Source organism: Kitasatospora sp. NBC_01300, from assembly GCF_041435235.1.
GTDB lineage: Bacteria > Actinomycetota > Actinomycetes > Streptomycetales > Streptomycetaceae > Kitasatospora.
In genome coordinates this window covers 3,357,498-3,382,137 of sequence record NZ_CP108408.1, presented here as the reverse complement: position 1 = coordinate 3,382,137, position 24,640 = coordinate 3,357,498, and the positions used below count along the sequence as shown (strand labels likewise).

The window sequence follows — 24,640 nt, the reverse complement described above, 5'->3', positions numbered from 1 at the left end:
GCCTCGGTGAACTCTCTCATTCCGCTGCTGGTGGCGGCCCCGCTGGCCGGCGCCGCCCTGCTCCTGCTCGGCGGCCGCGCGCTGGACCGCTTCGGCCACTGGCTGGCCACCGCCCTCGCGGCGCTCTCGTTCGGCTTCGGCCTGGCGCTGTTCCGGGACATGCTGGGCCGCGAGGCCGAGCACCGGGCCGTCACCGAGCACCTGTTCAGCTGGATCCCGGTGAACGGGTTCCAGGCCGACATGTCGTTCCGGCTCGACCAGTTGTCGATGACCTTCGTCCTGCTGATCACCGGCGTCGGCACGCTGATCCACCTGTACTCGGTGGGCTACATGGCGCACGACGAACGCCGGCGCCGCTTCTTCGCGTACCTGAACCTGTTCCTGGCCGCCATGCTGCTGTTGGTGGTCGCCGACAACTACCTGCTGCTGTACTTCGGTTGGGAGGGCGTGGGCCTCGCCTCGTACCTGCTGATCGGCTTCTGGCAGCACAAGCCGAGCGCGGCGACGGCGGCGAAGAAGGCGTTCATCGTCAACCGGGTCGGTGACCTGGGCCTGTCGATCGCGATCATGCTGATGTTCACCGAGTTCGGCTCCTTCGCCTTCCAGCCGGTCTTCGGCGGGGCGGCGCAGGCGAGCGAGGGCAAGCTGACGGCGATCGGCCTGATGCTGCTGCTGGCGGCCTGCGGCAAGTCGGCGCAGGTGCCGCTGCAGTCCTGGCTGGGCGACGCGATGGAGGGCCCGACCCCGGTGTCGGCGCTGATCCACGCGGCCACCATGGTGACGGCCGGCGTCTACCTGATCACCCGCTCGTCGGCGATCTTCGACCTGGCGCCGGACGCGCAGACCGCCGTGGTGGTGGTCGGCGCGGTCACGCTGCTGTTCGGTGCGATCGTCGGTTGCGCGAAGGACGACATCAAGAAGGCGCTGGCCGGGTCGACGATGTCGCAGATCGGCTACATGGTGCTGGCGGCCGGGCTCGGCCCGATCGGCTACGCCTTCGCGATCATGCACCTGGTGACGCACGGCTTCTTCAAGGCCGGGCTGTTCCTCGGCGCCGGGTCGGTCATGCACGGCATGAACGACGAGGTGAACATGCGTCACTACGGTGGCCTGCGCAAGTTCATGCCGGTCACCTTCGTCACCTTCGGCCTCGGCTACCTGGCGATCATCGGCTTCCCCGGCCTGTCCGGCTTCTTCTCCAAGGACAAGATCATCGAGGCGGCCTTCGCCAAGGGCGGCACCGAGGGCTGGATCCTCGGCCTGTGCGCGCTGACCGGCGCCGCCGTCACCGCGTTCTACATGACCCGGGTGATGCTGCTGACCTTCTTCGGCGAGAAGCGCTGGCAGCCGGACGCGGAGGGCAACGCCCCGCACCCGCACGAGTCCCCGAAGACCATGACCATCCCGATGGTCCTGCTGGCCTTCGGCTCGGTCTTCGCGGGCGGGCTGTTCGCCTTCAACGACTCGTTCCTGAAATGGCTGGAGCCGGTCACCGGACACTCCGAGGGCAACTCGCCGCTCGCCCCGCTGGTGGTCACCGTGCTCACCACGGCCTGCATGCTGGCCGGCGTCCTCGTCTCGTACCTGATGTACGGGCGCTCCGCCGTCCCCGTGGTGCCGCCGGTCGGCTCCCCGCTCACCCGGGCCGCCCGCCGCGACCTGCTCCAGGACGACTTCAACCACGCCGTCCTGGTCCGCCCGGGCTCGGCGCTCACCGCGACGCTGGTCTACTTCGACAGCCGCGGCCTGGACGGCTTCGTCAACGGCCTGGCCGCCACCATCGGAGGCGTGTCCAGTCGGCTGCGGCGGATCCAGAACGGCTTCGTCCGCTCGTACGCGCTCTCCATGTTCGGCGGCACGCTGGTGCTGGTCGCCACGACTCTCCTGATGAGGTCCGTCTGATGACTCGCGCAGATTCCACGTGGGGGGTGCGGCCATGAGCGCGTTGCTGACCGCCACCTGTGCCGTCCCGGCGGCCGGCGCGGTGCTGACCGCCGCCCTGCCCGCCGGGTCGACCGAGCGCCGCCGCTCGACCACCAAGGCCGTCGCCCTGGGCGTCTCGGTCGTCACCCTGGTGCTGGCCGCCGTGGTGGCGACCCGCTTCGACCCGCACGGCGACCGCTACCAGCTGACCGAGTCGTACAGCTGGATCCGCTCCTTCGGCATCACCTTCTCGCTCGGCGTGGACGGCATCGGCGCCGTCCTCGCCCTGCTCACCGCCGTCCTGGTGCCGGTGGTGATGCTGGCCTCCTGGCACGACGCCGACCCGGGGCCGGCCGCCCCCGACGGCACCTTCGCCCCCGACACCTTTGAGGGCAGGCGCCGCACCCAGGGCTTCTTCGCCCTGATCCTGGCGGTGGAGGCGATGGTGGTCGTCTCCTTCTACGCCACCGACGTCTTCCTCTTCTACGTGTTCTTCGAAGCCATGCTGATCCCGATGTACTTCCTGATCGGCGGCTTCGGCGACCGGGCCGGCGGCCCCGACGCGGCGCGCCAGCGCTCGTACGCGGCCGTGAAGTTCCTGCTCTACAACCTGCTCGGCGGCCTGGTGATGCTGGCCGCCGTGATCGGCCTGTACGTGATCGCGCAGGACCAGGGCTTCGGCACCTTCGACCTCCGGACCCTCACCTCGGCGATCGCCGACGGCAGGCTCCAGCTGTCCGGCACCGCCGAGAAGGCGCTGTTCCTCGGCTTCTTCTTCGCCTTCGCGGTGAAGGCCCCGCTGTGGCCGCTGCACACCTGGCTGCCGAACGCGATGGGCGAGGCCACCGCCGGCACCGCCGTGCTGATCACCGCCGTGGTCGACAAGGTCGGCACCTTCGCGATGCTGCGCTTCTGCCTCGGGCTGTTCCCGCACGCCTCGAAGACCTTCGCCCCGGCGATCCTGGTCCTGTCGGTGATCGGGATCATCTACGGCGCGCTGCTGGCGGTCGGTCAGAAGGACATCAAGCGGCTGGTCGCCTACGCGTCGATCTCGCACTTCGGCTTCATCATCATGGGCATCTTCGCGCTGACCAGCCAGGGCCAGAGCGGCGCCACCCTCTACATGGTCAACCACGGCATCTCCACCGCCGCGTGGATGCTGGTGGCGGGCTTCCTGATCTCCCGCCGCGGCTCGCGGCTGATCGCCGACTACGGCGGGGTGCAGAAGGTCGCCCCGGTGCTCGCCGGAACGTTCCTGGTCGGCGGTCTGGCCACCCTGTCGCTGCCCGGGCTGGCCCCGTTCGTCAGCGAGTTCCTGGTGCTGGTCGGCACGTTCACCCGCTACCCGGCGATCGGCATCGTGGCGACCTTCGGCATCGTGCTGGCCGCGCTGTACGCCCTGCTGCTGTACCAGCGCACCATGACCGGCCCGGTGAAGGCCGGCGTCGGCGGGATGCCCGACCTCAAGGTCCGCGAACTGGCCGTGGTCGCCCCGCTGGTGGCGCTGACCATCCTGCTCGGCGTCTACCCCAAGCCGCTCACCGACCTGGTCAACCCCTCGGTGAACGCGACGCTCTCGCAGGTCCACGAGACCGACCCGGCGCCGGCCCACCCGGTCGCCGCCACCTCAGGAGGTGAGCAGAAGTGAGCACCACCGGCATGCTCGCCGCCGCCGGCGGCAACACCGCCAGCATCCCGGCGCCGCACCTGGAGTACGGCCAGCTCTCCCCGATGCTGGTGGTGTTCGGCGCCGCCGTGGCCGGCATCCTGGTGGAGGCCTTCGTGCCCCGCCGGTACCGGCACTGGACGCAGGTGTCGCTCGCCCTGGCCGGACTGATCGGCTCCTTCGTCGCCGTGGTGGTGTTGGCCTCCCAGGGCTTCGGCTCCACCCGGGTCGACCTGCTGGCCATGGAGTCCGTCGCGCTGGACGGCCCGGCACTGTTCCTGCAGGGCGTGATCCTGCTGGCCGCCGTCGTCGCGGTGCTCACCTACGCCGAACGGAAGCTGGAGCCCAAGGCGGGCGGCCTGCCCGCCGACGCCTTCGCGGCCCAGGCCGCCGCCACCCCCGGCGGCGAGCAGGAGCGGGCCGCGGTCCGGGCCGGCTTCGCCACCAGCGAGGTCTTCCCGCTCACCATGTTCGCGGTCGGCGGGATGCTGCTGTTCCCCGCGGCCAACGACCTGCTGACGATGTTCGTGGCGCTGGAGGTCTTCTCGCTCCCGCTGTACCTGCTCTGCGCGCTGGCCCGGCGCCGCCGGCTGCTCTCCCAGGAGGCGGCCGTCAAGTACTTCCTGCTGGGCGCCTTCGCCTCGGCGTTCTTCCTGTTCGGCACCGCGCTGCTGTACGGCTACGCGGGCAGCGTGAAGCTCGGCGACATCTCGGACGTGATCTCCGGCAAGGCGATGACCACCCCGGCGCAGCTGAGCAGCACCCAGAGTGACGCGCTGCTGCTGATCGGCCTGGCGATGCTCGCGGTCGGCCTGCTGTTCAAGGTCGGCGCGGTGCCGTTCCACTCCTGGACCCCGGACGTGTACCAGGGCGCGCCGACCCCGGTGACCGGCTTCATGGCGGCGGCGACGAAGGTCGCGGCCTTCGGGGCGTTCCTGCGGCTGTTCTACGTGGCCTTCCCCGGCCTGCGGCTGGACTGGCGGCCGGTGCTGTGGGGGGTGGCGATCCTCACCATGGTGGTGGGCGCGGTGCTGGCGGTCACCCAGCAGGACGTCAAGCGGCTGCTGGCGTACTCCTCGATCGCGCACGCCGGGTTCATCCTCACGGGCGTGATCGCCACCAACAAGCAGGGCCTGTCCTCGGTGCTGTTCTACCTGCTGTCGTACTCCTTCGTGACGCTCGGCGCGTTCGCCGTGGTCACCCTGGTGCGCGACTCCAAGGGGGAGGCGACCCACCTGTCCAGCTGGGCCGGGCTGGGCCGGCGCTCGCCGCTGGTGGCGGCGGTGTTCGCGCTGTTCCTGCTGGCCTTCGCCGGGATCCCGCTGACCTCCGGGTTCACCGGGAAGTTCGCGGTGTTCCAGGCGGCGGCGGCCGGCGGGGCGACGCCGCTGGTGATCGTCGGTGTGCTGAGTTCGGCGGTGGCCGCGTTCTTCTACATCCGGGTCATCGTGCTGATGTTCTTCTCCGACCCGAAGCCGGGCGGCCCGACGGTCGCGATCCCGAGCGCCTTCACGGCGACCGCGATCGGGGTGGGGGTGCTGGTCACGCTGGGTCTCGGCCTGCTGCCGCAGTACTTCCTGGACCTGGCGTCGAAGGCCGCGCTGTTCGTCCGCTGACCGCCTCCGGGGCGGCGCCGCCGCCCCGGGCCCGTCCGGGCCGCGCCCTCGGCGCGCGGTCCGGACGCGCGTTTGCCGCCGGCCCGCCGGCGGAGGGGCTCCGGCCCGTGTTTTCCAGCTGAATTCGCCCCCACCGCAGTACTGCCCCCACAGCCGCCCTGACCAGGGCATCCGGCCCGATCATGACAGGATCCGCACGCCCGTGCAGTGATCCACTCGTGACCGGATACCCTGCCTGTATGGCCAGCGGCGGCACTCAGGGACCAGGCCGCTAGATCGACCAGGGACAGAGGAGTGGTCTTCGTGACCGTCGTGGGACCCTTCGGGCTCAGCGTGCAGGACCGCGACCTGACCCGGGACGTTCAGGCCGGACTGGACGCGGTGGAGACGGCGCTCGCCGAGGCCGTCAAGAGCGACGTCCCGTTCATCACCATCACCGCCAGTCACCTCATCGAGGCCGGCGGCAAGCGCTTCCGCCCGCTGCTGCTGCTGCTGGCGGCGCAGTTCGGCGACCCGGGGGCGCCCGGCGTGGTGCCGGCCGCCGTCGTCGTCGAGCTCACCCACCTGGCGACCCTGTACCACGACGACGTCATGGACGAGGCCCCGGTGCGCCGCGGCGCCCCCAGCGCCAACTCCCGCTGGGACAACTCGGTGGCCATCCTCACCGGCGACTTCCTGTTCTCCCGCGCCTCCCAGGTGCTCGCCGACCTCGGCCCCGAGGCCGTGCGGATGCAGGCCGACGCCTTCGAGCGGCTGGTCACCGGCCAGATCCTGGAGACCCGCGGCCCCGGCCCGGACGGCGACCCGCTGCTGCACTACCTCGACGTGCTGGCCGGCAAGACCGGCTCGCTGATCGCGGTCTCCTGCCGGATAGGAGCGCTGATGGCCGGCGCCGAGCCGTGGATGGTGGACACCCTCAGCGAGTTCGGCGAGCGGATCGGCATCGCCTTCCAGCTGGCCGACGACGTGCTGGACATCGCCAGCGACGGCCAGGAGTCCGGCAAGACCCCCGGCACCGACCTGCGCGAGGGCGTGCCGACCCTGCCGACCCTGCTGCTGGAGCAGATGCCGGCCGACCCCGCCGACCCGGCCGACGCCCGGCTGCGCGAACTGCTCACCCTGGACCTCGCCGACGACGAGCTGCACGCCGAGGCGCTGCGGCTGCTGCGCCGCCACCCCGCGCTGGAGCGCGCCCGCCGGGAGACGCTGCGCCAGGCCGAGGACGCCCGGGCGCTGCTCGCCCCGCTGCCGGACTGCGCGGCGAAGGCGGCCCTGGAGGGGCTCTGCGACGCGGTGGCGATCCGGACCATGTGACCGGGGCGCGGCGGGCGGCGGCCCCCGGCCGGCGGATCCGCGGACGGCGGGCCGGGTGTTTACCCGGATGGGGGACACTGGCCCCTGTCAGCTCAGCCCTGCCGGGAAGGTCACCATGCGCCGTGTCGTCATAGCCGAGGACTCCGTACTGCTGCGGGAGGGCCTGACCCGGCTGCTCACCGACCGGGGCCTGGAGGTCGTGGCGGGTGTCGGCGACGGCGCCGCGCTGGTGAAGACCATCCACGACCTGGCCGCGGCCGGGCAACTGCCGGACGTCGTGGTCTCCGACGTGCGGATGCCGCCGAGCCACACCGACGAGGGCCTGCGCGCCTGCGTCGAGCTGCGCGGGCGCTACCCGGAACTGAACGTGCTGGTGCTGTCGCAGTTCGTGGAGGAGCGGTACGCCTCCGAGCTGCTGGCCGGTTCGACCCGGGGCGTCGGCTACCTGCTGAAGGACCGGGTCGCGGAGGTGCGCGAGTTCGCGGACGCGGTGGTCCGGGTCTCCGAGGGCGGCACCGCGCTGGACCCGGAGGTCGTGCAGCAACTCCTCAGCCGCAGCCGCAAGGGCGACGTGCTGGCCAACCTCACCCCGCGCGAGCGGGAGGTGCTCGGGCTGATGGCGGAGGGCCGCACCAACAGCGCGGTGGCCAAGCAGCTGGTGGTCTCGGACGGCGCGGTGGAGAAGCACGTCAGCAACATCTTCCTGAAGCTGGGCCTGGCGCAGAGCCCGGAGGACCACCGCCGGGTGCTGGCGGTGCTCACCTACCTCAACTCCTAGTCGTCCCGGCGGCCGGGCAGCTCGGGGGCAGCTCGGGCGCAGGGGAGCGGGACGTCGGACGCGGAATGATCTCCGCCGTTCGGACGTTGTACCCCGTGTGCGGTTCGGGCGCGGGCCGGTGTTTTCCCGCCGCACGTGGGAGTTCCGTCCGGGATCAAGTGCCCGCGCATAGGATGCGGGAGGTGCACCAAGCGGACGGGGCACGGGGCCGCGCCCGCGGTGGTGTGCCCTCGAGGAGGTCCGCGGCAGTGACCAGTCAGGTCGATCAGTCAGAGGCAGTGGACGGCTCGGACGGCGATGGTGGTCGTTCCGGGAACGGTGACGGACGCCCTGGTGCGGCCGTGCCCGCCGATCCAACGGCCCCGGGAGGTTCGCCGCCGAGGCACAGCAAGCCGATCCGCCGACTCGACCGGGTGATCATCCGTTTCGCCGGCGACTCGGGTGACGGCATGCAGCTCACCGGTGACCGGTTCACCTCGGAGACGGCGTCCTTCGGCAACGACCTCTCCACGCTGCCGAACTTCCCGGCCGAGATCCGGGCGCCCGCCGGGACGCTGCCGGGCGTGTCGAGCTTCCAACTGCACTTCGCGGACCACGACATCCTCACCCCGGGGGACGCGCCGAACGTGCTGGTGGCGATGAACCCGGCGGCGCTGAAGGCGAACCTGGAGGACTTGCCGCGCGGCGCGCAGATCATCGTCAACACGGACGAGTTCACCAAGCGCGCGCTGGCGAAGGTCGGTTACGCGGCGGATCCGCTGGCCGACGGCTCGCTGGAGGGCTACCACCTGCACAAGGTGCCGCTGACGACGCTGACCCTGGAGGCGTTGAAGGACAGCGGCTTGGCGCGCAAGGACGCCGAGCGGGCCAAGAACATGTTCGCGCTGGGGCTGCTGTCCTGGATGTACCACCGCCCCACCCGCGGGACGGAGACCTTCCTGCGCAGCAAGTTCGCGAAGAAGCCGCAGATCGCCGAGGCGAACATCAGCGCCTTCAAGGCGGGTTGGAACTTCGGTGAGACCACGGAGTCCTTCGCGGTCTCCTACGAGGTGCCGCCGGCCAAGCTCCCGGCCGGGCGCTACCGCAACATCTCGGGGAACCTGGCGCTCTCCTACGGCCTGATCGCCGCCGCGCAGCGCTCCGGGCTGCCGCTGTACCTGGGCTCGTACCCGATCACGCCGGCCTCGGACATCCTGCACGAGCTGAGCCGGCACAAGAACTTCGGCGTCCGCACCTTCCAGGCCGAGGACGAGATCGCCGGGATCGGCGCCGCGCTCGGCGCGTCCTTCGGCGGCGCGCTCGGCGTGACGACGACCTCGGGCCCCGGGGTGGCGCTGAAGAGCGAGACGATCGGCCTGGCGGTGTCGCTGGAACTGCCGCTGCTGGTCGTGGACATCCAGCGCGGCGGCCCCTCCACCGGCCTGCCGACCAAGACGGAGCAGGCGGACCTGCTGCAGGCGATGTTCGGGCGCAACGGCGAGGCGCCGGTGCCGATCGTCGCCCCGGCGACGCCGGCCGAGTGCTTCGACGCCGCGCTGGAGGCGGCGCGGATCGCGGTGACGTACCGGACGCCGGTGTTCCTGCTCTCGGACGGCTACCTGGCGAACGGCTCGGAGCCGTGGCGGATCCCGGAGGTGGACGAACTCCCGCTGATCAGCCCGGACTTCGCGACCGGGCCGAACCGCGAGGACGGCTCGTTCTGGCCCTACCTGCGGGATCCGAAGACCCTGGCCAGGCCGTGGGCGCTGCCCGGCACGCCGGGGCTGGAGCACCGGATCGGCGGGATCGAGAAGCAGGACGGGACGGGGAACATCTCCTACGACCCGGCGAACCACGACTTCATGGTCCGCACCCGGCAGGCGAAGATCGACGGGATCGCCGTCCCCGACGTGGAGGTCGACGACCCGAGCGGCGAGGCGCGGGTGCTGGTGCTCGGCTGGGGCTCGACGTACGGGCCGATCACCGCGGCCGTGCGGCGGGTGCGGGCGGACGGCGGGGAGGTCGCCCAGGCGCACCTGCGCCACCTGAACCCCTTCCCGGCCAACCTGGGCACGGTGCTCCGGAGTTACGAGAAGGTCATCGTGCCGGAGATGAACCTCGGCCAGCTCGCGCTGCTGCTGCGGGCGAAGTACCTGGTGGACGCGGAGTCCTACAACCAGGTGCGTGGACTGCCGTTCAAGGCGGCACAGTTGGCGGACGTGCTGTCGGCGGCGATCGGCACCCTGGACGAGGAGGACCACCGATGAGCGAGAACGGCTTCCCCTCCCTGAACCTGGTGCCCAAGGCCGAAGGGCCGCAGAGCGCCCGGGACTTCAAGACCGACCAGGAGGTGCGCTGGTGCCCCGGCTGCGGGGACTACGCCGTCCTGGCGGCGGTGCAGGGCTTCATGCCGGAGCTCGGCATCAAGCGCGAGAACACCGTGTTCGTCTCCGGGATCGGCTGTTCCTCGCGCTTCCCGTACTACATGAACACCTACGGGGTGCACTCGATCCACGGGCGCGCGCCGGCGATCGCGACCGGGCTGGCCTCCTCGCGGCAGGACCTGAGCGTGTGGGTGGTGACGGGGGACGGCGACGCGCTGTCCATCGGCGGCAACCACCTGATCCACGCGTTGCGGCGCAACGTCAACCTGAAGATCCTGCTGTTCAACAACCGGATCTACGGCCTGACCAAGGGCCAGTACTCGCCGACCAGCGAGCTGGGCAAGATCACCAAGTCGACGCCGATGGGCTCGCTGGACGCGCCGTTCAACCCGCTCTCGCTGGCGATCGGCGCCGAGGCGACCTTCGTCGCCCGGACGATCGACTCGGACCGCCAGCACCTGCAGTCGGTGCTGCGGGCGGCGGCCGCGCACGAGGGCACCGCGCTGGTGGAGATCTACCAGAACTGCAACATCTTCAACGACGGCGCGTTCGAGGCCCTGAAGCAGCCCGGCACCCGGGACGAGGCGCTGATCCGGCTGGAGCACGGGCAGCCGATCCGCTTCGGCGCGGACCTGGCCGGCGGCGTGTTCCGCGGCCCGGACGGCGAGCTGTTCACCGCGCCGGTGACGGCGGACAACGAGGCGCGGGTGCTGGTCCACGACGCGCACGCGGCCAACCCGGCGGCGGCCTTCGCGCTGTCCCGGATCGCCGACGCCGACACCCTGCACCACACCCCGATCGGTGTCCTGCGCGATGTGCGGCGGCCCGTCTACGACGAGCTGATGGCGGGCCAGCTGGCGGCCGCGCAGGCCGATCGCGGGCCGGGCGACCTGGGCGCGCTGCTGGCGGGTGGCGACACCTGGACGGTGGACTGACCGGTCCGGTCCGGTCACTGCGGCGCCCCCTCGGCCATCGGCCGAGGGGGCGCCGCAGTTTCGGGCGGGCGGTCACTGCCTGGCCCACTCGACCAATTCGATCACGACCCCGTTCGGGTCGGTGACCTGGAACAGCTTCTCGCCCCACGGCTCCTCGCGCAGCGGCAGGGTGATCTCGACCCCTTCGCCGCGCAGCCGCCGCTCCTCGCCGGCGAGGTCCTCGACGACGAACGCCAGGATGAGGCCGGACGTGGTCCGGTCGCGCTGGCCCTCGGGCAGCACCTCCAGGCCGCGCCGCAGGCAGACGACGTCGACCCCGCCGCCGGGGTGCTGGAGCGAGACGAAGCCGTCTGCCGACATCTCCTCGGTGTAGCCGAAGTGCCGCTGGAGGAAGGCGGCTGAGGCGGTGACGTCCTCGACGGTCAGGGCGAGGGTGGTGGTGGTGATCTGCATGGCGGAGCCCTCTCGTCGGCGCGGGCGCGCGGTTATCCCGTACGCAGTACACTATACATAGTACGGAGAATTGTGCGAGGGGTGTCCGCCCTGGATCCGGACGTGGGGGAAGGCGCGGGGAAAAGCCGTAGGGAGGCTCCCTGGTGGGAGCCTCCCTACGGTGCGGTGCGTCAGGTGCGGGGTGTCAGTAGACGCAGGGGATGCCGCCGTCGCTCTGGGCGTCGACCGACGGGCCCTGCACGGGCAGGTTGGCCGCCGGGTCGGACGGGGCCCCGGTCGCGCCGCCGCCCGGCGCTGCGGCGCCCGTCTTGTCGTCGGTCGCGCCGGTGAAGCCGGTGCCGAGGGTGACGACCACCCGGTCGGCGGGGGCCGACGCGGACTCCGTGGCGGTGACGCCGTAGCGGGCGGCGATCTGGTCGGCCGCCTCCTTGGCGCCCTTGCCGTAGGCCACGGTGGTGGTCTTGGGCTTCGCGGCGGCGCTGCCGGTCTTGCCCGCCTTGAAGCCCATCGCGACCAGGGCCTTGGACTCGGCGGTGGAGGAGACCCCGGCGGCCGTGGAGGCGTTGAAGACGTCCACGGTGGTGGGGACGGCGGCCTTGGTGGTGGGCGGCGCGGTCGTGGGCGGAGCGGAGGAGGCCGCCGGGGCGGGCGAGTCGCCCGCCGCCTCGGGGGCGGCCGGGGCGGAGTCGGCGTAGCCGAAGATCTGCTTGACGACCTTCTGGAGCTTCGCGGGGGTGACCAGGTTGACGTCCTGGCCGTTGCGGGTGCCGAAGCCGTCGAAGGTCAGGGTGTTGAACTCGACGTTGCCGCCGGTGAGGTTGGGGGCCTGCTGGGCGAAGTCGAGGACGTTCCACTCGTTGTCGATGACCAGGTCCTTCTGCACCACGCCGAACAGCTGCTGCAGCTTGCCGAGGTCGCTGATGACGCCGTCCTGCTTGAGCTTGTGCACGACGGAGGAGATGAAGGCCTGCTGGCGGTGGGTGCGGGCGAAGTCGCCGCTGTTGCCGTCCGGGCCGTCCAGGTTGTGGCGCTGGCGGACGAAGGAGAGCGCCTGGGAGGCGTTGAGCTTGTTGATGCCCTTGTGGAAGTCGGCACCGGAGCCCTGGCCCTCCATGGCCGGGTCCTTGGTGTCGTGGGTGAGGCAGACCTCGATCGGCTCGACGGCCTTGGCGATGTCGTAGAAGCCCATCAGGTTGACTTCGGCTATGTGGTCGACGGGCTGGTCGAGGAGCTTCTGCACGGTCTGGATGGTGGCCGCCCGGCCGGCGTCGCGGCCGGCCTTCTCCAGGTCCGCGCCCTTGAGCCCCTTCGCCTGGAGGGCCGGGGTGGCCTTCTCCTTGGCCTCGCCGTAGGCCTCCTTGATCTTGCGCATGCCGGCCTGCTTGCCGTCCCCGGTGTAGGTCATGACGTAGTCGTCACGGGGGATGGAGACGGCCTGCGCCTTGCCGCCGCCGGCGGGGATGTGCAGCAGGATCAGGGAGTTGGTGTTGTAGCCGCCGATGTCGGAGCTGTGGCCGGCGTGCAGTTCGTCCTGGACGAACTCCGGGGGCAGGTCCGTCCCGTCCATGTTCTTGCGGCTGTCGAGGCCGATCAGCAGGATGTTGACCGAGTTGTCGAGGTGCTTGGGCGCGTTCTTCTTGGTCTCGGCGATGGCGTTGGAGGTGGTCATCCCGTCCGTGAGGGACGTCACCTCGTACCAGACCACCCCGCTGGCGGCGAACACCGCGAGGGCGACCGAGCAGGCCAGCGTCCGGCCCGCGATCAGCAGGGGGGACGTGCGGCGGGTCGGGGGCGCGGCGGCGCGGCCGCCGTCCCGGGTCTGCGGGTTCTCAGCCATGGTCCCTCCTCCGGTCCCGGACCAGCCGGACCACGATCACCAGGGCGGCCGCCGCGGCGGCCGCGGCCATCACGGGAAAGTCGTGGACCACCCACTTCGCGGAGCCGGTGGCCAGGTTCTTGCCCTGGTAGGCGTCGCCGTTGGCCAGCAGTTCCGCGCCGGCCGTCACCCCCAGGACCAGCAGCGGAGTGGAGGCGAGGACCCACCACCAGCCGTTGCGGCTGCTGAGTGCGGCCGCCAGGCCGGTGCCGAGCACGGCGCCCACCAGGAAGGCCGTCCCCATGCCGGGGCCGGAGAGCTCGTCGATACCGGCGCCCACGGCCGGCAGCCCCACGGCCAGGGCCACGGGCAGGGCCGCTCCGCCGGGGCGGGGGCGGGCGGGGGCCTTGTTCGCCCGCCGGCGGGCTCCCTGGTCGGAGGCGCGCCCCGGTGACCGGCGGTCGGAGGCGCGCCCCGGTGTCCGCTGGTCGGTCGTTCGCTGGTCGGTCGTTCGCTGGTCGGCCGACCGTTGGCCGGTCGTCCGCTGGTCGGTCGTCCGCGCCTGCGTCTCCTGGCCGGGCGTTCGCCCGTGTGCCTCCTGGTTGGACGTCCGTCCTCGCCGCCCCGCCACGCACTCACCCCCGGTGTTCCCGTGCTTTGCGCCCCTGTGGCGCCTGCGCCCGGTCCTCGTGAGATGAGCCGTTGTGCGCTGCCACTTCTGGACGCTGCTGTTCGGCCGGCCGGTTCCCGCGCTCGGCTTCCGTGTTCCGGTCGGGGGCAGGCGTGCTGTTGAATTCCCTCTACACGGGTGTAGAGGTTGTAGGCAGCATAGAGCACCCTTGTTCGATGGCAACCCGGCTCAGGCGGGCTCGGGAGACACTACACCGGGCAGTTTTCGAGAGTCCCGGTAGATGAGGAGTGACGCCGTGGCGGCGACGGGCGGAGCGGGACGGCCGGAGAAGCGCAAGGCGATCACGCGGGCCGCGACGGCGGTGTTCGGGCGCGAGGGTTACGTCCGGGCCAGCATGGACGCGATCGCGGCGGAGGCCGGGGTGTCCAAGCGCACGGTCTACAACCACTTCGCCGACAAGGAGACCCTCTTCCTCTCCGTCGCGCTCCAGAACTCGGCCGAACTAACCGAGGTCATGGGCGAGTTGATGGACAAGCACCTCGACCGGGTGGTGGACCTGCGCCAGGGCCTCACCGACTTCGCGGTCGAACGGGCCCGGGCCGCCCTCTCGGCCGGGGACCGCGGCGCGCTCGGCCGGGCCATCCGCGCCGAGGTCGCCAACATCCCGGCCGACGTCCTGGAGGCGTGGCTGGAGGCCGGCCCGATCGCCTCGCAGCGCGACCTCGCGCGGCGGTTCGAGGCGATCGCGGACCGGGGCCTGCTGGCCGTCGACGACGCCCCGCAGACCGCCGAGCAGTTCACGCTGCTGACCTTCCACGGCGTCGCCGAGCGCTCGTTCTGGGGCGCCCTGCCGGTGGCGGACGAGGAGCTCGCCCGGATCGCGGCGCTCGGTGTCGACGCCTTCCTGCGGATCCACCGGGTGCCTGTGGCGCGGTGACGGCGGGCGCCTGACCGTGACACGCCGTCGGGGAGGGGTTTCGGCGGCGTGTCACGGGGCCCACTCGTGGGCGGGCAGGTCGAGGACCGGCTCGCCGACGAACCCCTCCGCCGGCCCAGGGGTGGCTCGGGCGGAGGGTGGTGGGCGCGGACCGGTCCGCTCGCCGGAGTCGGCGAACGGACCGGGGACGGGGCGGGTCCGACGGTCCGCGCCCCGGGCGGGAACCGTCGGGCCCCTCTCGGCGAGCCGTCAGCCGATCTTCCAGCGCTGGGCCGGGTCGCTGCCGTTGCAGGACGTCACCGAGGTGAGCTGGGCGACGCCGTTGGACTTGAGGCACTGGCCGGTGGCCACGTTCTGGATCAGGTACCAGCCGCGGTCCTCGCCGGTGCGGATCCACTTCTGGTTGGTCGGCATCCACTCGCCGGCCGGGCGGTTGAGGCCGTCCCAGCCGCCGGGGGTGTCCCAGAGCTGGACGGCGCCCGAGCGGGTGTCGAGGTCGACGACCTTGCCGGCCGAGCCGTGCGAGATGGCGGTGGTGCCGTCGCAGTAGCCCCAGAACGACCAGGTCTGCGCGGCGCTCTGGTTGCCCTGGTAGACGCCGATCCGCTGGCCGTTGACCTCCGTGTTGGCCGGCAGGTCGAGGACGCCGGTGGCGCCGTTGTAGACGGCGGTGACGGTCTGCAGGTTCGGCGGCAGCTCGCAGCCGGCGGCGTGCGCGGCCGGGGCGGTGACCACGGCCGCCCCCGCGACGGCCGCGACGGCGCCGAGCCCGGCGAGGAACCTGCGGGTACGGGTGACGGGTTTCATCGGGTTCTCCTTCTGGGTGTGGTGGCCCTGGGTGCGGTGGATCCGGGTGGGGTGGATCCGGGTGGGGTGGAGGCGCGGCGTCAGCCGCGCGGGACCTGGAGGGCGTCCCACTGCTTGGGGCCGGGGATTCCGTCGGCGTCGCTGCCGGAGTCGCCCAGCTTGTGCTGCCAGTTGCGGAAGGATTCGAGGTCCGCGCCGGACCACTCGGGGCCGGGGCCCTCGGCGTAGGCGGAGCAGCCCTCGGCGACCAGGCGCTCGCCCATCCGGGTGATGACGTCGCTCTTCTGGCCGTCCTGGAAGAAGTCGGCGCCGGGGAAGGGCTCGTAGCCGCCCTCGCCGCCGCCTCCGTCCCCGCCGTCTCCGTTCCCGCCGCCGTCGGCCTGGGGCCGGGCGCCGCCGTTCGGCTGGTCGGCGGCGGATGCCTCCTGCCCGAAGTAGACGGCCCCCTGGCGGTCCCGCCACTGCGGGTCGGCGAGGATGACGCCGTCGGCGAAGTCCGGGATGCCGTACCCGTACACCCAACTCGACTTGCGGTCACGGGTCTTGAGGTAGACGCCGTCGCCCTCGGAGCTGCCGTCGTCGTTGGTGTTGCCCTCGACGGTGGTGATGGTGGAGCTGGTGTAGGCGACGCAGATGCCGGTGTGGCTGCCGCCGCCGGGGCCGTAGAACACCTGGCCGCCGATCACCGGGTAGTCGGTGAAGCGGTCGCGGTCCCTGAACCAGGCGACGCCCTCCGCGCAGGAGGCCGTCACCGGGAACAGCCCGGCGTTGCCGGACTGCCGGGCGCACCAGGCGACGAACGTCGCGCACCAGGCCTCGCCCTGGGACCACTCCAGGCCGGGGACGGCCGGGGAGTACTTCTGGATGTTGTTCCAGTGCGAGCCGCTGCGGCCCTCCTGGTATCCGACCTCGTCTCGGGCGACGCGGATCAGGTCCGCCGCGTTCGAGGACATGAGGGTGGCTCCTTGCTTGCTGTGGCTGCTGTGGCTGATGTGACGACTGAGGGGGTGGGGAGGTCAGGCCTGGGCGAAGGTCTGGACGTAGCGGCCCCAGTTGCCGCGCTGGCGGGGGGTGTAGCCGATGCCGATGGAGGTGAAGTCGCGGCCCAGGATGTTGTCGCGGTGGTGCGGGCTGTTCATCCACATCTGCATGGCCTCCGCCACGCTGTTGCCCGGGGTGACGTTCTCGGCGGCCGAGCGGAACTGGAAGCCGGCGGCGTGGATGCGGTCCCACGGGTTGCTGCCGTCGGTGCCGTCGTGCTGGGTGAGGTCGTGGGACGCCATGTCGTTGGCGTGCCGCTGGGCGGCGGCGCTCAGGCGGTCGTCGAGCCGCAGCGGCTGGAGGCCGGCCCGGCCGCGCTCCGTGTTGACGGAGGCCAGCATCTCGGTGCGGAAGTCGCCGCCGGGCTGCGGCTGGGGCTGGGGCTGCGGCTGCTGCTGGCCGCCGGCGCCGCCGTTCTGGCCGCCGGCCGGGATGAGCTGCCAGCGCTGCGCCGGGTTGTTGTCGTCCTGCTTGGTGAGGGTGAGCGGGGAGCCGGGGGCGGCCGCGGTGAGGAACAGCTGGCCCTCGTCGCAGCGGGCGGTCCGGATCCGGAACCAGTCGTTGTCGATGACGTCCAGCACCCAGCGCTGGTTGGGCTGCCCGTGCTCGTTGAACAGCCAGGTCTGGCCGGTGGAGTAGTTGTAGTCGATGACGACGGCCTGGCCGGGGGCGTGCCTGCCGTTGGTGAGCTGGGTCTCCAGGAGCCAGCTGCCGCCGTCCTTGGCCCAGAAGACCCAGCCCTGGGCGGTGGTGCCGTTGGGGCCCCAGGACTGGACCGGGGTGCCCGGGCTGCTCTGGCTGGAGCGCACGTCGGCGACCGTTCCGTTCGCGGACTTGAGGGTCCAGGTCTGGCCGTTCTGCGGGAGCGTGGGCATGAGTCGCGCCTATCTTCGGTGGGAGTGGCCCCGGCTCCGCACTGGTGCGGTCCGCGACCTGACGAGAGAGAAGATCGCGGACCGCGGTAGACAAGTGATCAACAAGGGGTGGACGGCCCCCGGGGACACGCTCAGGGCCGCGGCAGGCCGTCCAGCAGGGCCCCGGTCCGCTCGGCGTCCTCGCCGAGCCCGAGCCGCTCGTACACCTCCAGCGCGTCCGCCAGGCAGGCGCGGGCCTGGCGGGGGCGGCCGAGGCCGGTGAGCGCGGTGCCCAGGGTGCGCAGCAGCGCGGCCTCCAGGGCGGCGCTGGTGCGGCGGGCGAGCGGCAGCGCCGCCTCGGCGGCGTCGGCGGCGAGCAGCCAGCGTTCGGCCTCGGCGTGGATCCGGGCGGCGAGGTCGCCCGCCGCCGCCGCGAACACCGTCACCTGGAGGGCGGCGAACTCGTCGCGGGCGCCGACGGCGTGGGCGAGCGCCGCCTCCGGGTCGCCGCACAGCCGCAGGACCCGGGCCAGGTAGTAGCGGCCGGTGGCGGCGGACACCGGGCCGGATCCGCTCATCAGGCGGGCGCCGCGCTCGGCGGCGTCCCGGGCCTCGGCCAGCCGGCCGGTCTGGGCGCAGCTGAACGCGAACTCGCCGAGGGCGCTGCCCTCGGAGCGTTCGGCGCCGAGGCGGCGGAACAGGTCGGCGGCGCGGCCGGCGTGTCGGGCGGCGTCGGCGTAGCGGCCGTGGACGCGGGCGTTGCCGCCGAGGGTGAGCAGGGCCTTGGCGAGGACGCGGACCTTCGGGCCGTCGCCGCTGCCCCCGTTGCCGCGGTCGTCGTCCTGGCAGAGCGCGACGGCCTGGCGGATGTCCTGTTCGGATTCGGCGTAGCGGTTGATGTGCCAGAGCATGCCGCCGCGCACGTAGCGGGCGAGGGCGAGCGGGCCGTGGTCGCCGCGGGCGGCGGCCTCGCGGGCGATGCGGTCGGAGAGGTCGGCGATGTCGCGGGTCTGGGTGCGTTCGGCGAGTACGGAGCCCATCCGGTCGGCGAGTTCGGCGGCCCGGTCGAGCGGCAGCGCCGGGTCGGCGCAGCTCAGGGCGATGGCGGCGGCGTGCACGCCGGCCTGTTCGCGCATCCAGCGGACGGCGGCGGGCCCGTCCGTGATCGTCTTCCCGGGGGAGCGGACGGGGGCGTCGAGCAGGCTGAGTTCGACCGGGTCGGCCTTGCGGGCGGCGCGGTCGGCGTTGCGGGCGGTGGCCAGGCAGTAGTCGACCAGCCGGTCGGCGGCGGCGGTGTGCTCGGCGGCGGGCTCCTCGGCGGCGAGCCGGCCGCGGGCGTAGTCGCGGACCAGGTCGTGGAAGCCGTAACGGCCGAAGCGGGGGGAGTGCAGCAGGTTGAGGTCGACGAGCGCTTCGAGGAGTTCGTCGGTCTCGGCTTCGCTGCGGCCGAGCAGGGCGGCCGCGCAGGGCAGCGGGACGTCCGGGGCGTCGGGCAGGGACAGCAGGCGGAAGGCGCGGGCGAGTTCGGTGTCGAGGCGGTGGTAGGAGAGGGCGAAGGTGGCCTCCACCGTCCTTTCGCCGTCGCTGAGTTCGGCCAGCCGGTGTTCCCGGCGCAGCCCGTCGGCGAGCGCGGCCAGGGTGAGCGCGGGGTCGGCGGCGAGCCGGGAGGCGACGATGCGCACGGCGAGCGGCAGCAGTCCGCAGGCCCGCACGATCTCCTCGGCGGCGCCGGGTTCGGCGTCGACGCGGTCGGCGCCGACGATCCGGGTCAGCAGTTCCAGCGCCTCGGCGGGCGGCAGGGTGTCCAGGCGCATCTGGTGCGCCCCGGCGAGGCCGGCCAGCCGGACGCGGCTGGTGACCAGGACGGCGCAGCCGGACGAGCCGGGCAGTAGCGGTTCGACCTGGCCGAGGGTGGCGGCGTTGTCGAGGACGACGAGGACCCGCCGCCCGGCCAGCGCCGAGCGGTAGAGGGCGGAGCGCTCCCCGGTGTCGAGCGGGATCTCGGCGGCGGCCACGCCGAGGGCGCGCAGGAAGCCGGCGAGTACCGCGCCCGGGTCCAGCGGGGTGCGGTCGGCGCCGCGCAGGTCGGCGAAGAGCCGTCCGTCGGGGAAGCGCCCGTGGGCCTGTCGGGCGACGTGCACGGCGAGCGTGGTCTTGCCGACCCCGCCCATGCCGTCCAGGGCGGAGACCACGACGGCTCGCCCGCCGGCCCCGGCGAGGCGGTCCACCAGGGTCTCGACCTCCTCCGTGCGGCCGGTGAAGTCGGCCAGGCCGTCGGGCAGTTGGTCGGGCGGCTGCCAGGCGGCGGCGGGTTCGGCGTGGGCGGAGGCGGAGGGGGCGGGGGCGGGCAGCAGGGACGGGTCCTCGCGCAGGATCCGCAGGTGCAGTGCGGCGGGGCCGTCCTCGGCCGTCGGAGCGGCGGCCGTCGGCGGCCGACGGGTGTCCTCGTGCCGGGTGGGCCCGTCCCCGCCGGGCGGCAGCCGGCGGCGGGCGTCCTCGTACACGGCGAGCGCCTCGGCCTTGCGGCCCGCCTGGTAGAGGGCGCGCATCAGGACGGCGGTCAGCCGGGGCCGTTCGGGGTGTTCCAGGGCGAGGGCGGCGGCCTCGGCCGTCAGGCCGGTGTGGTCGCCGATCTCCGCGTCCAGCTCCAGCCGCGTCTCCTTGGCGTGAAGTCGCTGTTCGGCGAGGCGGGAGCGGACGGCCTCGGCGTGCGGCCCGGGCAGCCCGGCCAGCGGTTCGCCGACCCACAGCCGCTGCGCGGCCAGCAGGACCTCCCGGACCTCCTGCGGCGGGGCCTGCTCGTCGCGCAGCCGTCCGGCCGTGGCCAGCAGTTCCTCCCAGCGGGCCGCGTCCACCTCCGCGTCGGGCACCCGCAGCGCGTAGCCGTCGCCGACCCGCACCAGCGGCATCCGCTGCGGATCCGGCCCGGTGTACGGCTTGAAGGCCGACCGCAGCCGGGAGACGGCCAGCTGGACGGCCTTGCGGGGGTCGGCCGGTGCGGCCCCGCCCCACACCCCCTCCACCAGCACCGGCGTCGCCACCGTCCGTCCGGCGGCGCCCAGCAGCACCGCCAGGACGGCCCGCTGCTGCGGCCGGCCCAGTTCGATCTCCCGCTCCCCGTGCCAGGCGCGCAGCGGCCCCAGCAGTCCGAACCGCAGTCCGGACGCCCCGATGTCAACCATGTCCCGTCCCCGAATGTCGTGCGGTGCCCGGATCGCGCCAGTTCTGTGCGGACGGCGGTGCCCCCTGGTCCGGTCACCTATGCTCTGTCACGGATTGTGTACTTGAAACTCATGGCTTCGAGGGGTGGGGGCATGGGGCTCGAATTCCGTGTGCTGGGGCCGCTGCGGGCCCGGTGTGACGGCCGCGAGATCGACCTCGGCCGGCCGCAGCAGCGGGCCGTGCTGGCCGCCCTGCTGCTCGCCCCGGGCCAGCTCGTGCCCACTGAACGGCTGGTCGAGGGCTTGTGGGGCGAGGATGACGCCCGTTGGCCCAAGGCCCCGGCCGGCCAGATCGGCACCCACGCGCACCGGCTGCGGCGCGCCCTCGCGGCCCCCGGCCTGTTGGTCGCCACCGCCGGTGGCTACCGGCTGGAGGTGGATCGGGCCGCCGTCGACCTGTTCCGCTACGAGGCCGGGGTGGCCGAGGCCGTCACGCTGCGCTACGACGACCCGCTGCGGGCCCGGGAGTTGCTCGCCGGCGCGCTCGCGCTGTGGGAGGGGCGCGCGCTGGACGGCGTGCCCGGCGGTTTCGCCGAACGCGCCCGCGAACGGCTCGCCGCCGGACACCACGCCGCCGTCAAGGTGCTGTACGACCTGGACCTGGCGCTCGGCCGGCACACCGAGGCGCTGCCCGCACTGGACGCGCTCGCCGCCGCACACCCGCGCGACGAGGAGGTGCAGCGCCTCCACCTGCTGGCCCTGCACCGCTGCGGGCGGACGGCCGAGGCGCTGGCCGCCTTCGAGGCGCTGCGCGAACGGCTGGACCGCGAGCTGGGGCTCGAACCGGCACCGGCGGTCGCGGACCTGCACGCCCGCATCCGGGGAGGGGACGCCGAGCTCGCGGCGCCGTCCGCCCCGGTACCGCCGCGCAGGCCCGCCCGGCCCTGCCAACTGCCGCCGGACATCCCCGACCTGGTCGGGCGGGCGGCCCAGGTGCGGGAGGCCGAGCGGATCCTGCGGGCGGCCGGTGACGGCGGTGACGGCGGTGGTGCCGACGTCGGGGCCTCGCCGGTGCTCGGCCTGTCCGGGCCGGCCGGCAGCGGCACCTCCGCGCTCGCCGTGCACCTGGCGCACACCGTCCAGGACGCCTTCCCGGACGGGCAGCTGTACGCGGCCGGCGAGACGGCGGAGCCGGGCACGGTGCTGCCCGCCTTCCTGCGGGCCCTGGGGGAGCGGCCCGTCGAGGACGCCGACGTCGGCGAACTGGGCGCCCGCTACCGGGCCGCGCTCGCCGGGCGGCGGGTGCTCGTCGTGCTCGACGGCGTCACCGACCCGGCGCCGCTGCTGCCCGCGGTGGCGGGCTGCGCGGCCGTCGTGGCCGGCGCCGAACCGGGCGCGCTGCCCGCCGACGCGGCCCGGCTGGCCGTGGGCCCGCTGGAGCCGCAGGACGCGTACGAGCTGCTGGCCCGGGTCGTCGGCGCCGAGCGGATCCGCCGGGAGCCGGGCCCGGCCGCCGAGGTCGCCGAGCTCTGCGGCTACCTGCCCGTACTCCTGCGGTCGGTGGCGGCGCGCCTCGCGGCCCGCCCGCAGTGGTCCGTCGCCGACCTGGTCCGCTGGCTCGCCGAACGGGGCGCCTGAGCGGCGCTCCGTCCGGGGGCGGGGGCTAGGGCGTGTCAGACACGCCTTAGTAGAGGTCCGAGGACATCGCCCACATGCGGATGTCGCTGGTGGGCGTGGTGACGATGGGGACCTCGCCGTCACCCCAGTAGATGGCGACGCCGCCGAGCTTCTTCACCACCAGCCGGGCGCCCGGGTGCCCGTACGTGCCGGAGGACCAGCAGACGCCCCCGGAGGCGGAGTAGACGACCAGGTTGCCGTCGGACTGCATGACCGCCTTGTACCCGCAGTGGTTCACGTTGGTGCGGGAGTCCCACACGGCCAACGGGTTCGGGGTGTTGTACCCGCGGTAGACGACCAGGTTGCCGTCGGACTGCATGATCAGCCGGGAGTTCTCGGAGTCGACGTGCCAGCCCGGGTAGAGCGGCTCGTCGTTCCAGAGCGTGTGGGTCACCGGGTCGTACGCCGCCTGCGCGGTGCCGGCCCCCAGCATCGTCCCCGTCAGCGCCAGCGCCGTCGCCGCCACCCCGACGGCCATGCGTCGCACTGCCTTCACTGCCTTCATCCCCGGGTACCTCTTTCGTCCATATCGCGCCCGTGAAAGTTCGGGGCGCCCCGTGGGACTGACCATGGGGCAAGGCGGTAGACAAACGATGAACGATCCCGTTCATGGGCGGGGGCGAGACGGCTCAGCCTCCGTGCTCCTCGTCCTCGTGGGCGGCGGCGTGGTCGGCTTGGTGGCCTGCGGCCGGGCCGGACAGCACCCGCCGGGCGTTGGCCTCGGCCTCGCGCTCGAAGCGGTCGGACGGGTCGCTGATGCTCAGCCCGGAGCCGTTGTCGGAGCCCGCCACGGGGCCCTGCCGCTGCTGGAGGACGTGGGTCAGCTCGTGGGCGAGGGTGTGCCGGTCGCCGCCGCCGTCGCCGATGACGACGTGGTTGCCGGAGGTGTAGGCGCGGGCGCCGATCTCGGCGGCGGAGCTCCGGGCGGCGCTGTCGTCATGGATCCGGACGTCCGAGAAGTCGGCGCCCAGGCGGGCCTCCATGTCGGCGCGGGTGGCGCCGTCGAGCGAGCGGCCGCCGCTGCGCAGCACGTCGTGGACGGCGGCGCCGGAGCGCTGCACCTGGCCGGCCCGCTGGAGCCGCTGGACGACGGCGGCGTTGCCGACGGACGCCTGGAGGCCGAGCAGCGCGGGTGCTGGTGTCCGGGCGGAGGCGGGAGAGCTGGTCGAGGGGGAGTGCGCCTTGTCGTCACTGTCGCGGGTCCTCATCGGCGTCCCTTCGGGTCGATGGCCGGTGAGTCCTGGATACCCCGCCCACGCCCGGAGCGGTAGGGATGGCGGGGGCAGCAACCCTGCCCCCGAGGGCATCAACGTGCTTACGAGGCAAGGGTTTTTGCGTACTGCCGTCAGCCTCGGACCGGCACCGGGTTGCTCGGGTCGTCCAGCCACACCGCATGGCGGCCGGGTGTGACCGTCAGGCCGAAGCGGTCGAAGCCGGGGCGGCCGTGGCCGTCCCACCAGCGGTAGGCGGCCTCCACCTCGTCCCAGAGGTTGCGGGGGCCGGACTGGTAGACCTCGTACTCGGTGCGGTCCCGCTCGTAGTCGGCGGAGGCCCAGGAGAGGGTGTCGCGGCTGTAGAGCCAGAGTGTGTACGCGCCGTTGTCGTAGCGCTCCGTCCGCCAGAACGCGGCGGGTACGCCGGACCCGATGACGAACTGCTCGAACCAGCCGCCGGTTTCGGGAGGAGACAGCTCGGTGCTACTTCTCACCGCATCGGCGGGCCAAGGCTCCCCGCGCAGGTAGTCCTCGAAGGGCGGCCGGTCCGTGCGCTGCTGGCGCAGCCGCATGAACGCGGAGCCTCTGGTGAACCTGCCGCTCGCGCTCGTCCCGTCCTCGCTCATGGTCAGCCTGACGATCTGCTCGCCGCCGAACTCGGTGCCGAAGGGCGCCACGATGATTCCGCCGGGGGCCGTCTGCTCCAGCCACGCGGGAGGGATCTCCAGCAGGGAGCAGGTGGCGATGATCCGGTCGTAGGGGGCGCCGTCCGACCAGCCCTGTCGTCCGTCGCCCTCGACCACGGTGGGCGCGAGCCCGACCCGGTGCAGGCTCTCCCGGGCGCCGCGAGCGACGTCGGGGTCGTACTCGACGGTCACCACGTGGTGGTTGCCGAGGCGGTGGGCGAGCAGGCCCGCGTTCCAGCCGGTGCCGGCTCCGACCTCCAGGGCCCTGTTTCCTGGGCGCACGTCGAGGTCCTGGAGCATCGAGAACACCATGGTCGGCATGGAGCTGGACGAACTCGGGGTGGTGCCGAGCCCGTCGCCCTGGTGGTCTCCGTCGTCCCACTGGGTGGTCAGCGGGATGTCCGAGTAGACGGCCTCCCGCCATGCTTCGGGCTCCTGCGACCGGTACACGACGGGGTTCTGTCGGGTGCCGTCCTCGATGCCCGGCCAGATGCGGTCCGGAACGAACAGCTCGCGGGGCACCGCGTTGAAGGAGGGCAGCCAGTCCGAGACGAGCGCGCCGCCGGCCACCAGCGCGGAGGCGAGCCCCTGAGGGCCCGCCTCCTGGTGCGTTTCGCTGGTCACTTGCCGCCGCCCGCCGGGCCCTGGCCGTCCGAGGTGTTGCCGCCCTCGTCGGACCCGCCGCCGCCGTGCCCGGCGCCCTTGTTGGAGTCGTCCTGCTGCCCGCCGCCCTTGCCGTCGCCCGAGCCGCCACCGCGCTTGCCCATG

General features: G+C 72.9%; 20 protein-coding genes. 9 read left to right on the top strand and 11 right to left on the bottom strand.

The features are described from left to right. Positions 1–6: 6 nt before the first annotated feature. The 7 genes from nuoL (at position 7) to OG556_RS14815 (ending at position 10,595) form a co-directional block, all read left to right on the top strand. Positions 7–1,902 (top strand): NADH-quinone oxidoreductase subunit L, encoded by a 1,896-nt coding sequence (gene nuoL, locus OG556_RS14845; protein WP_371517462.1) that lies wholly within the window; start codon positions 7–9, stop codon positions 1,900–1,902. A gap of 34 nt (positions 1,903–1,936) precedes the next feature. Next, on the top strand, positions 1,937–3,571 hold the full coding sequence (locus OG556_RS14840) for an NADH-quinone oxidoreductase subunit M (protein ID WP_371517461.1): 1,635 nt from the start codon (positions 1,937–1,939) through the stop codon (positions 3,569–3,571). A gap of 11 nt (positions 3,572–3,582) precedes the next feature. Next, positions 3,583–5,205, top strand: a complete 1,623-nt coding sequence (gene nuoN / locus OG556_RS14835; RefSeq protein ID WP_350877774.1) for an NADH-quinone oxidoreductase subunit NuoN — start codon at positions 3,583–3,585, stop codon at positions 5,203–5,205. Positions 5,206–5,508: 303 nt separating this feature from the next. Next, complete coding sequence (locus OG556_RS14830) at positions 5,509–6,519, top strand: polyprenyl synthetase family protein (RefSeq protein WP_371517460.1); 1,011 nt, start codon at positions 5,509–5,511, stop codon at positions 6,517–6,519. Between the two features lie 115 nt (positions 6,520–6,634). After that, complete coding sequence (locus OG556_RS14825) at positions 6,635–7,297, top strand: response regulator (protein WP_371517459.1); 663 nt, start codon at positions 6,635–6,637, stop codon at positions 7,295–7,297. Positions 7,298–7,545: 248 nt separating this feature from the next. Beyond that, positions 7,546–9,543 carry a 2-oxoacid:acceptor oxidoreductase subunit alpha gene (locus tag OG556_RS14820; protein WP_371517458.1) on the top strand — a complete coding sequence of 666 codons (1,998 nt, stop codon included), beginning with the start codon at positions 7,546–7,548 and terminating at the stop codon, positions 9,541–9,543. After that, positions 9,540–10,595, top strand: coding sequence for a 2-oxoacid:ferredoxin oxidoreductase subunit beta (locus tag OG556_RS14815; RefSeq protein WP_371517457.1), 1,056 nt, complete (start codon positions 9,540–9,542; stop codon positions 10,593–10,595). Before OG556_RS14820 ends, OG556_RS14815 begins: the two co-directional genes overlap by 4 nt. Before the next feature lie 72 nt (positions 10,596–10,667). Here the strand turns inward: OG556_RS14815 and OG556_RS14810 are convergent, their stop codons facing one another. From OG556_RS14810 to OG556_RS14800, 3 genes are all read right to left on the bottom strand, one after another. Beyond that, positions 10,668–11,048: a VOC family protein gene (locus tag OG556_RS14810; RefSeq protein ID WP_371517456.1), complete on the bottom strand. Its 381-nt coding sequence runs from the start codon at positions 11,046–11,048 to the stop codon at positions 10,668–10,670. 184 nt (positions 11,049–11,232) lie between these two features. After that, positions 11,233–12,885 carry an LCP family protein gene (locus OG556_RS14805; RefSeq protein WP_371517455.1) on the bottom strand — a complete coding sequence of 551 codons (1,653 nt, stop codon included), beginning with the start codon at positions 12,883–12,885 and terminating at the stop codon, positions 11,233–11,235. Further along, entirely contained in the window at positions 12,878–13,231 is a 354-nt protein-coding gene (locus OG556_RS14800; protein WP_371517454.1) for a DUF6542 domain-containing protein, read from the bottom strand. The genes OG556_RS14805 and OG556_RS14800 overlap by 8 nt, the downstream gene beginning before the upstream one ends. A gap of 544 nt (positions 13,232–13,775) precedes the next feature. On the opposite strand from OG556_RS14800, the gene OG556_RS14795 reads away from it, so the two are divergent. Further along, positions 13,776–14,432: a TetR/AcrR family transcriptional regulator gene (locus tag OG556_RS14795; RefSeq protein WP_371517453.1), complete on the top strand. Its 657-nt coding sequence runs from the start codon at positions 13,776–13,778 to the stop codon at positions 14,430–14,432. Between the two features lie 249 nt (positions 14,433–14,681). On the opposite strand, the gene OG556_RS14790 is transcribed toward OG556_RS14795, so the two are convergent. The 4 genes from OG556_RS14790 to OG556_RS14775 form a co-directional block, all read right to left on the bottom strand. Further along, entirely contained in the window at positions 14,682–15,239 is a 558-nt protein-coding gene (locus OG556_RS14790; protein ID WP_371517452.1) for an RICIN domain-containing protein, read from the bottom strand. An 80-nt stretch (positions 15,240–15,319) separates the two neighbouring features. Then, complete coding sequence (locus tag OG556_RS14785; RefSeq protein WP_371517451.1) at positions 15,320–16,192, bottom strand: peptidoglycan-binding protein; 873 nt, start codon at positions 16,190–16,192, stop codon at positions 15,320–15,322. A 63-nt stretch (positions 16,193–16,255) separates the two neighbouring features. Beyond that, positions 16,256–17,155, bottom strand: a complete 900-nt coding sequence (locus tag OG556_RS14780) for a CAP domain-containing protein (protein WP_371517450.1) — start codon at positions 17,153–17,155, stop codon at positions 16,256–16,258. Between the two features lie 131 nt (positions 17,156–17,286). Further along, the gene (locus OG556_RS14775) at positions 17,287–20,316 is read right to left on the bottom strand and encodes a BTAD domain-containing putative transcriptional regulator (RefSeq protein WP_371517449.1); all 3,030 of its coding nucleotides are present in this window, start codon (positions 20,314–20,316) and stop codon (positions 17,287–17,289) included. 132 nt (positions 20,317–20,448) lie between these two features. Between OG556_RS14775 and OG556_RS14770 the strand changes: the two genes are divergently transcribed. Beyond that, the gene (locus OG556_RS14770) at positions 20,449–21,933 is read left to right on the top strand and encodes a BTAD domain-containing putative transcriptional regulator (RefSeq protein ID WP_371517448.1); all 1,485 of its coding nucleotides are present in this window, start codon (positions 20,449–20,451) and stop codon (positions 21,931–21,933) included. Between the two features lie 46 nt (positions 21,934–21,979). On the opposite strand, the gene OG556_RS14765 is transcribed toward OG556_RS14770, so the two are convergent. From OG556_RS14765 to OG556_RS14750, 4 genes are all read right to left on the bottom strand, one after another. Then, complete coding sequence (locus OG556_RS14765) at positions 21,980–22,468, bottom strand: hypothetical protein (RefSeq protein ID WP_371517447.1); 489 nt, start codon at positions 22,466–22,468, stop codon at positions 21,980–21,982. Between the two features lie 133 nt (positions 22,469–22,601). After that, positions 22,602–23,180 (bottom strand): DUF4157 domain-containing protein, encoded by a 579-nt coding sequence (locus OG556_RS14760; RefSeq protein WP_371517446.1) that lies wholly within the window; start codon positions 23,178–23,180, stop codon positions 22,602–22,604. 137 nt (positions 23,181–23,317) lie between these two features. After that, on the bottom strand, positions 23,318–24,496 hold the full coding sequence (locus OG556_RS14755; protein WP_371517445.1) for a methyltransferase domain-containing protein: 1,179 nt from the start codon (positions 24,494–24,496) through the stop codon (positions 23,318–23,320). After that, the gene (locus OG556_RS14750) at positions 24,493–24,639 is read right to left on the bottom strand and encodes a hypothetical protein (RefSeq protein WP_371517444.1); all 147 of its coding nucleotides are present in this window, start codon (positions 24,637–24,639) and stop codon (positions 24,493–24,495) included. The genes OG556_RS14755 and OG556_RS14750 overlap by 4 nt, the downstream gene beginning before the upstream one ends. Between the last annotated feature and the right edge of the window lies 1 nt (position 24,640).

Coding starts and splice junctions, on each gene's coding strand:
- OG556_RS14780 (WP_371517450.1), bottom strand. CDS start 17,155: ATGCCCACGCTCCCGCAGAACGGCCAGACCTGGACCCTCAAGTCCGCG.
- OG556_RS14815 (WP_371517457.1), top strand. CDS start 9,540: ATGAGCGAGAACGGCTTCCCCTCCCTGAACCTGGTGCCCAAGGCCGAA.
- OG556_RS14785 (WP_371517451.1), bottom strand. CDS start 16,192: ATGTCCTCGAACGCGGCGGACCTGATCCGCGTCGCCCGAGACGAGGTC.
- OG556_RS14770 (WP_371517448.1), top strand. CDS start 20,449: ATGGGGCTCGAATTCCGTGTGCTGGGGCCGCTGCGGGCCCGGTGTGAC.
- OG556_RS14840 (WP_371517461.1), top strand. CDS start 1,937: ATGAGCGCGTTGCTGACCGCCACCTGTGCCGTCCCGGCGGCCGGCGCG.
- OG556_RS14825 (WP_371517459.1), top strand. CDS start 6,635: ATGCGCCGTGTCGTCATAGCCGAGGACTCCGTACTGCTGCGGGAGGGC.
- OG556_RS14805 (WP_371517455.1), bottom strand. CDS start 12,885: ATGGCTGAGAACCCGCAGACCCGGGACGGCGGCCGCGCCGCCGCGCCC.
- nuoN (WP_350877774.1), top strand. CDS start 3,583: ATGCTCGCCGCCGCCGGCGGCAACACCGCCAGCATCCCGGCGCCGCAC.
- OG556_RS14760 (WP_371517446.1), bottom strand. CDS start 23,180: ATGAGGACCCGCGACAGTGACGACAAGGCGCACTCCCCCTCGACCAGC.
- OG556_RS14795 (WP_371517453.1), top strand. CDS start 13,776: ATGAGGAGTGACGCCGTGGCGGCGACGGGCGGAGCGGGACGGCCGGAG.
- OG556_RS14790 (WP_371517452.1), bottom strand. CDS start 15,239: ATGAAACCCGTCACCCGTACCCGCAGGTTCCTCGCCGGGCTCGGCGCC.
- OG556_RS14810 (WP_371517456.1), bottom strand. CDS start 11,048: ATGCAGATCACCACCACCACCCTCGCCCTGACCGTCGAGGACGTCACC.
- OG556_RS14750 (WP_371517444.1), bottom strand. CDS start 24,639: ATGGGCAAGCGCGGTGGCGGCTCGGGCGACGGCAAGGGCGGCGGGCAG.
- OG556_RS14775 (WP_371517449.1), bottom strand. CDS start 20,316: ATGGTTGACATCGGGGCGTCCGGACTGCGGTTCGGACTGCTGGGGCCG.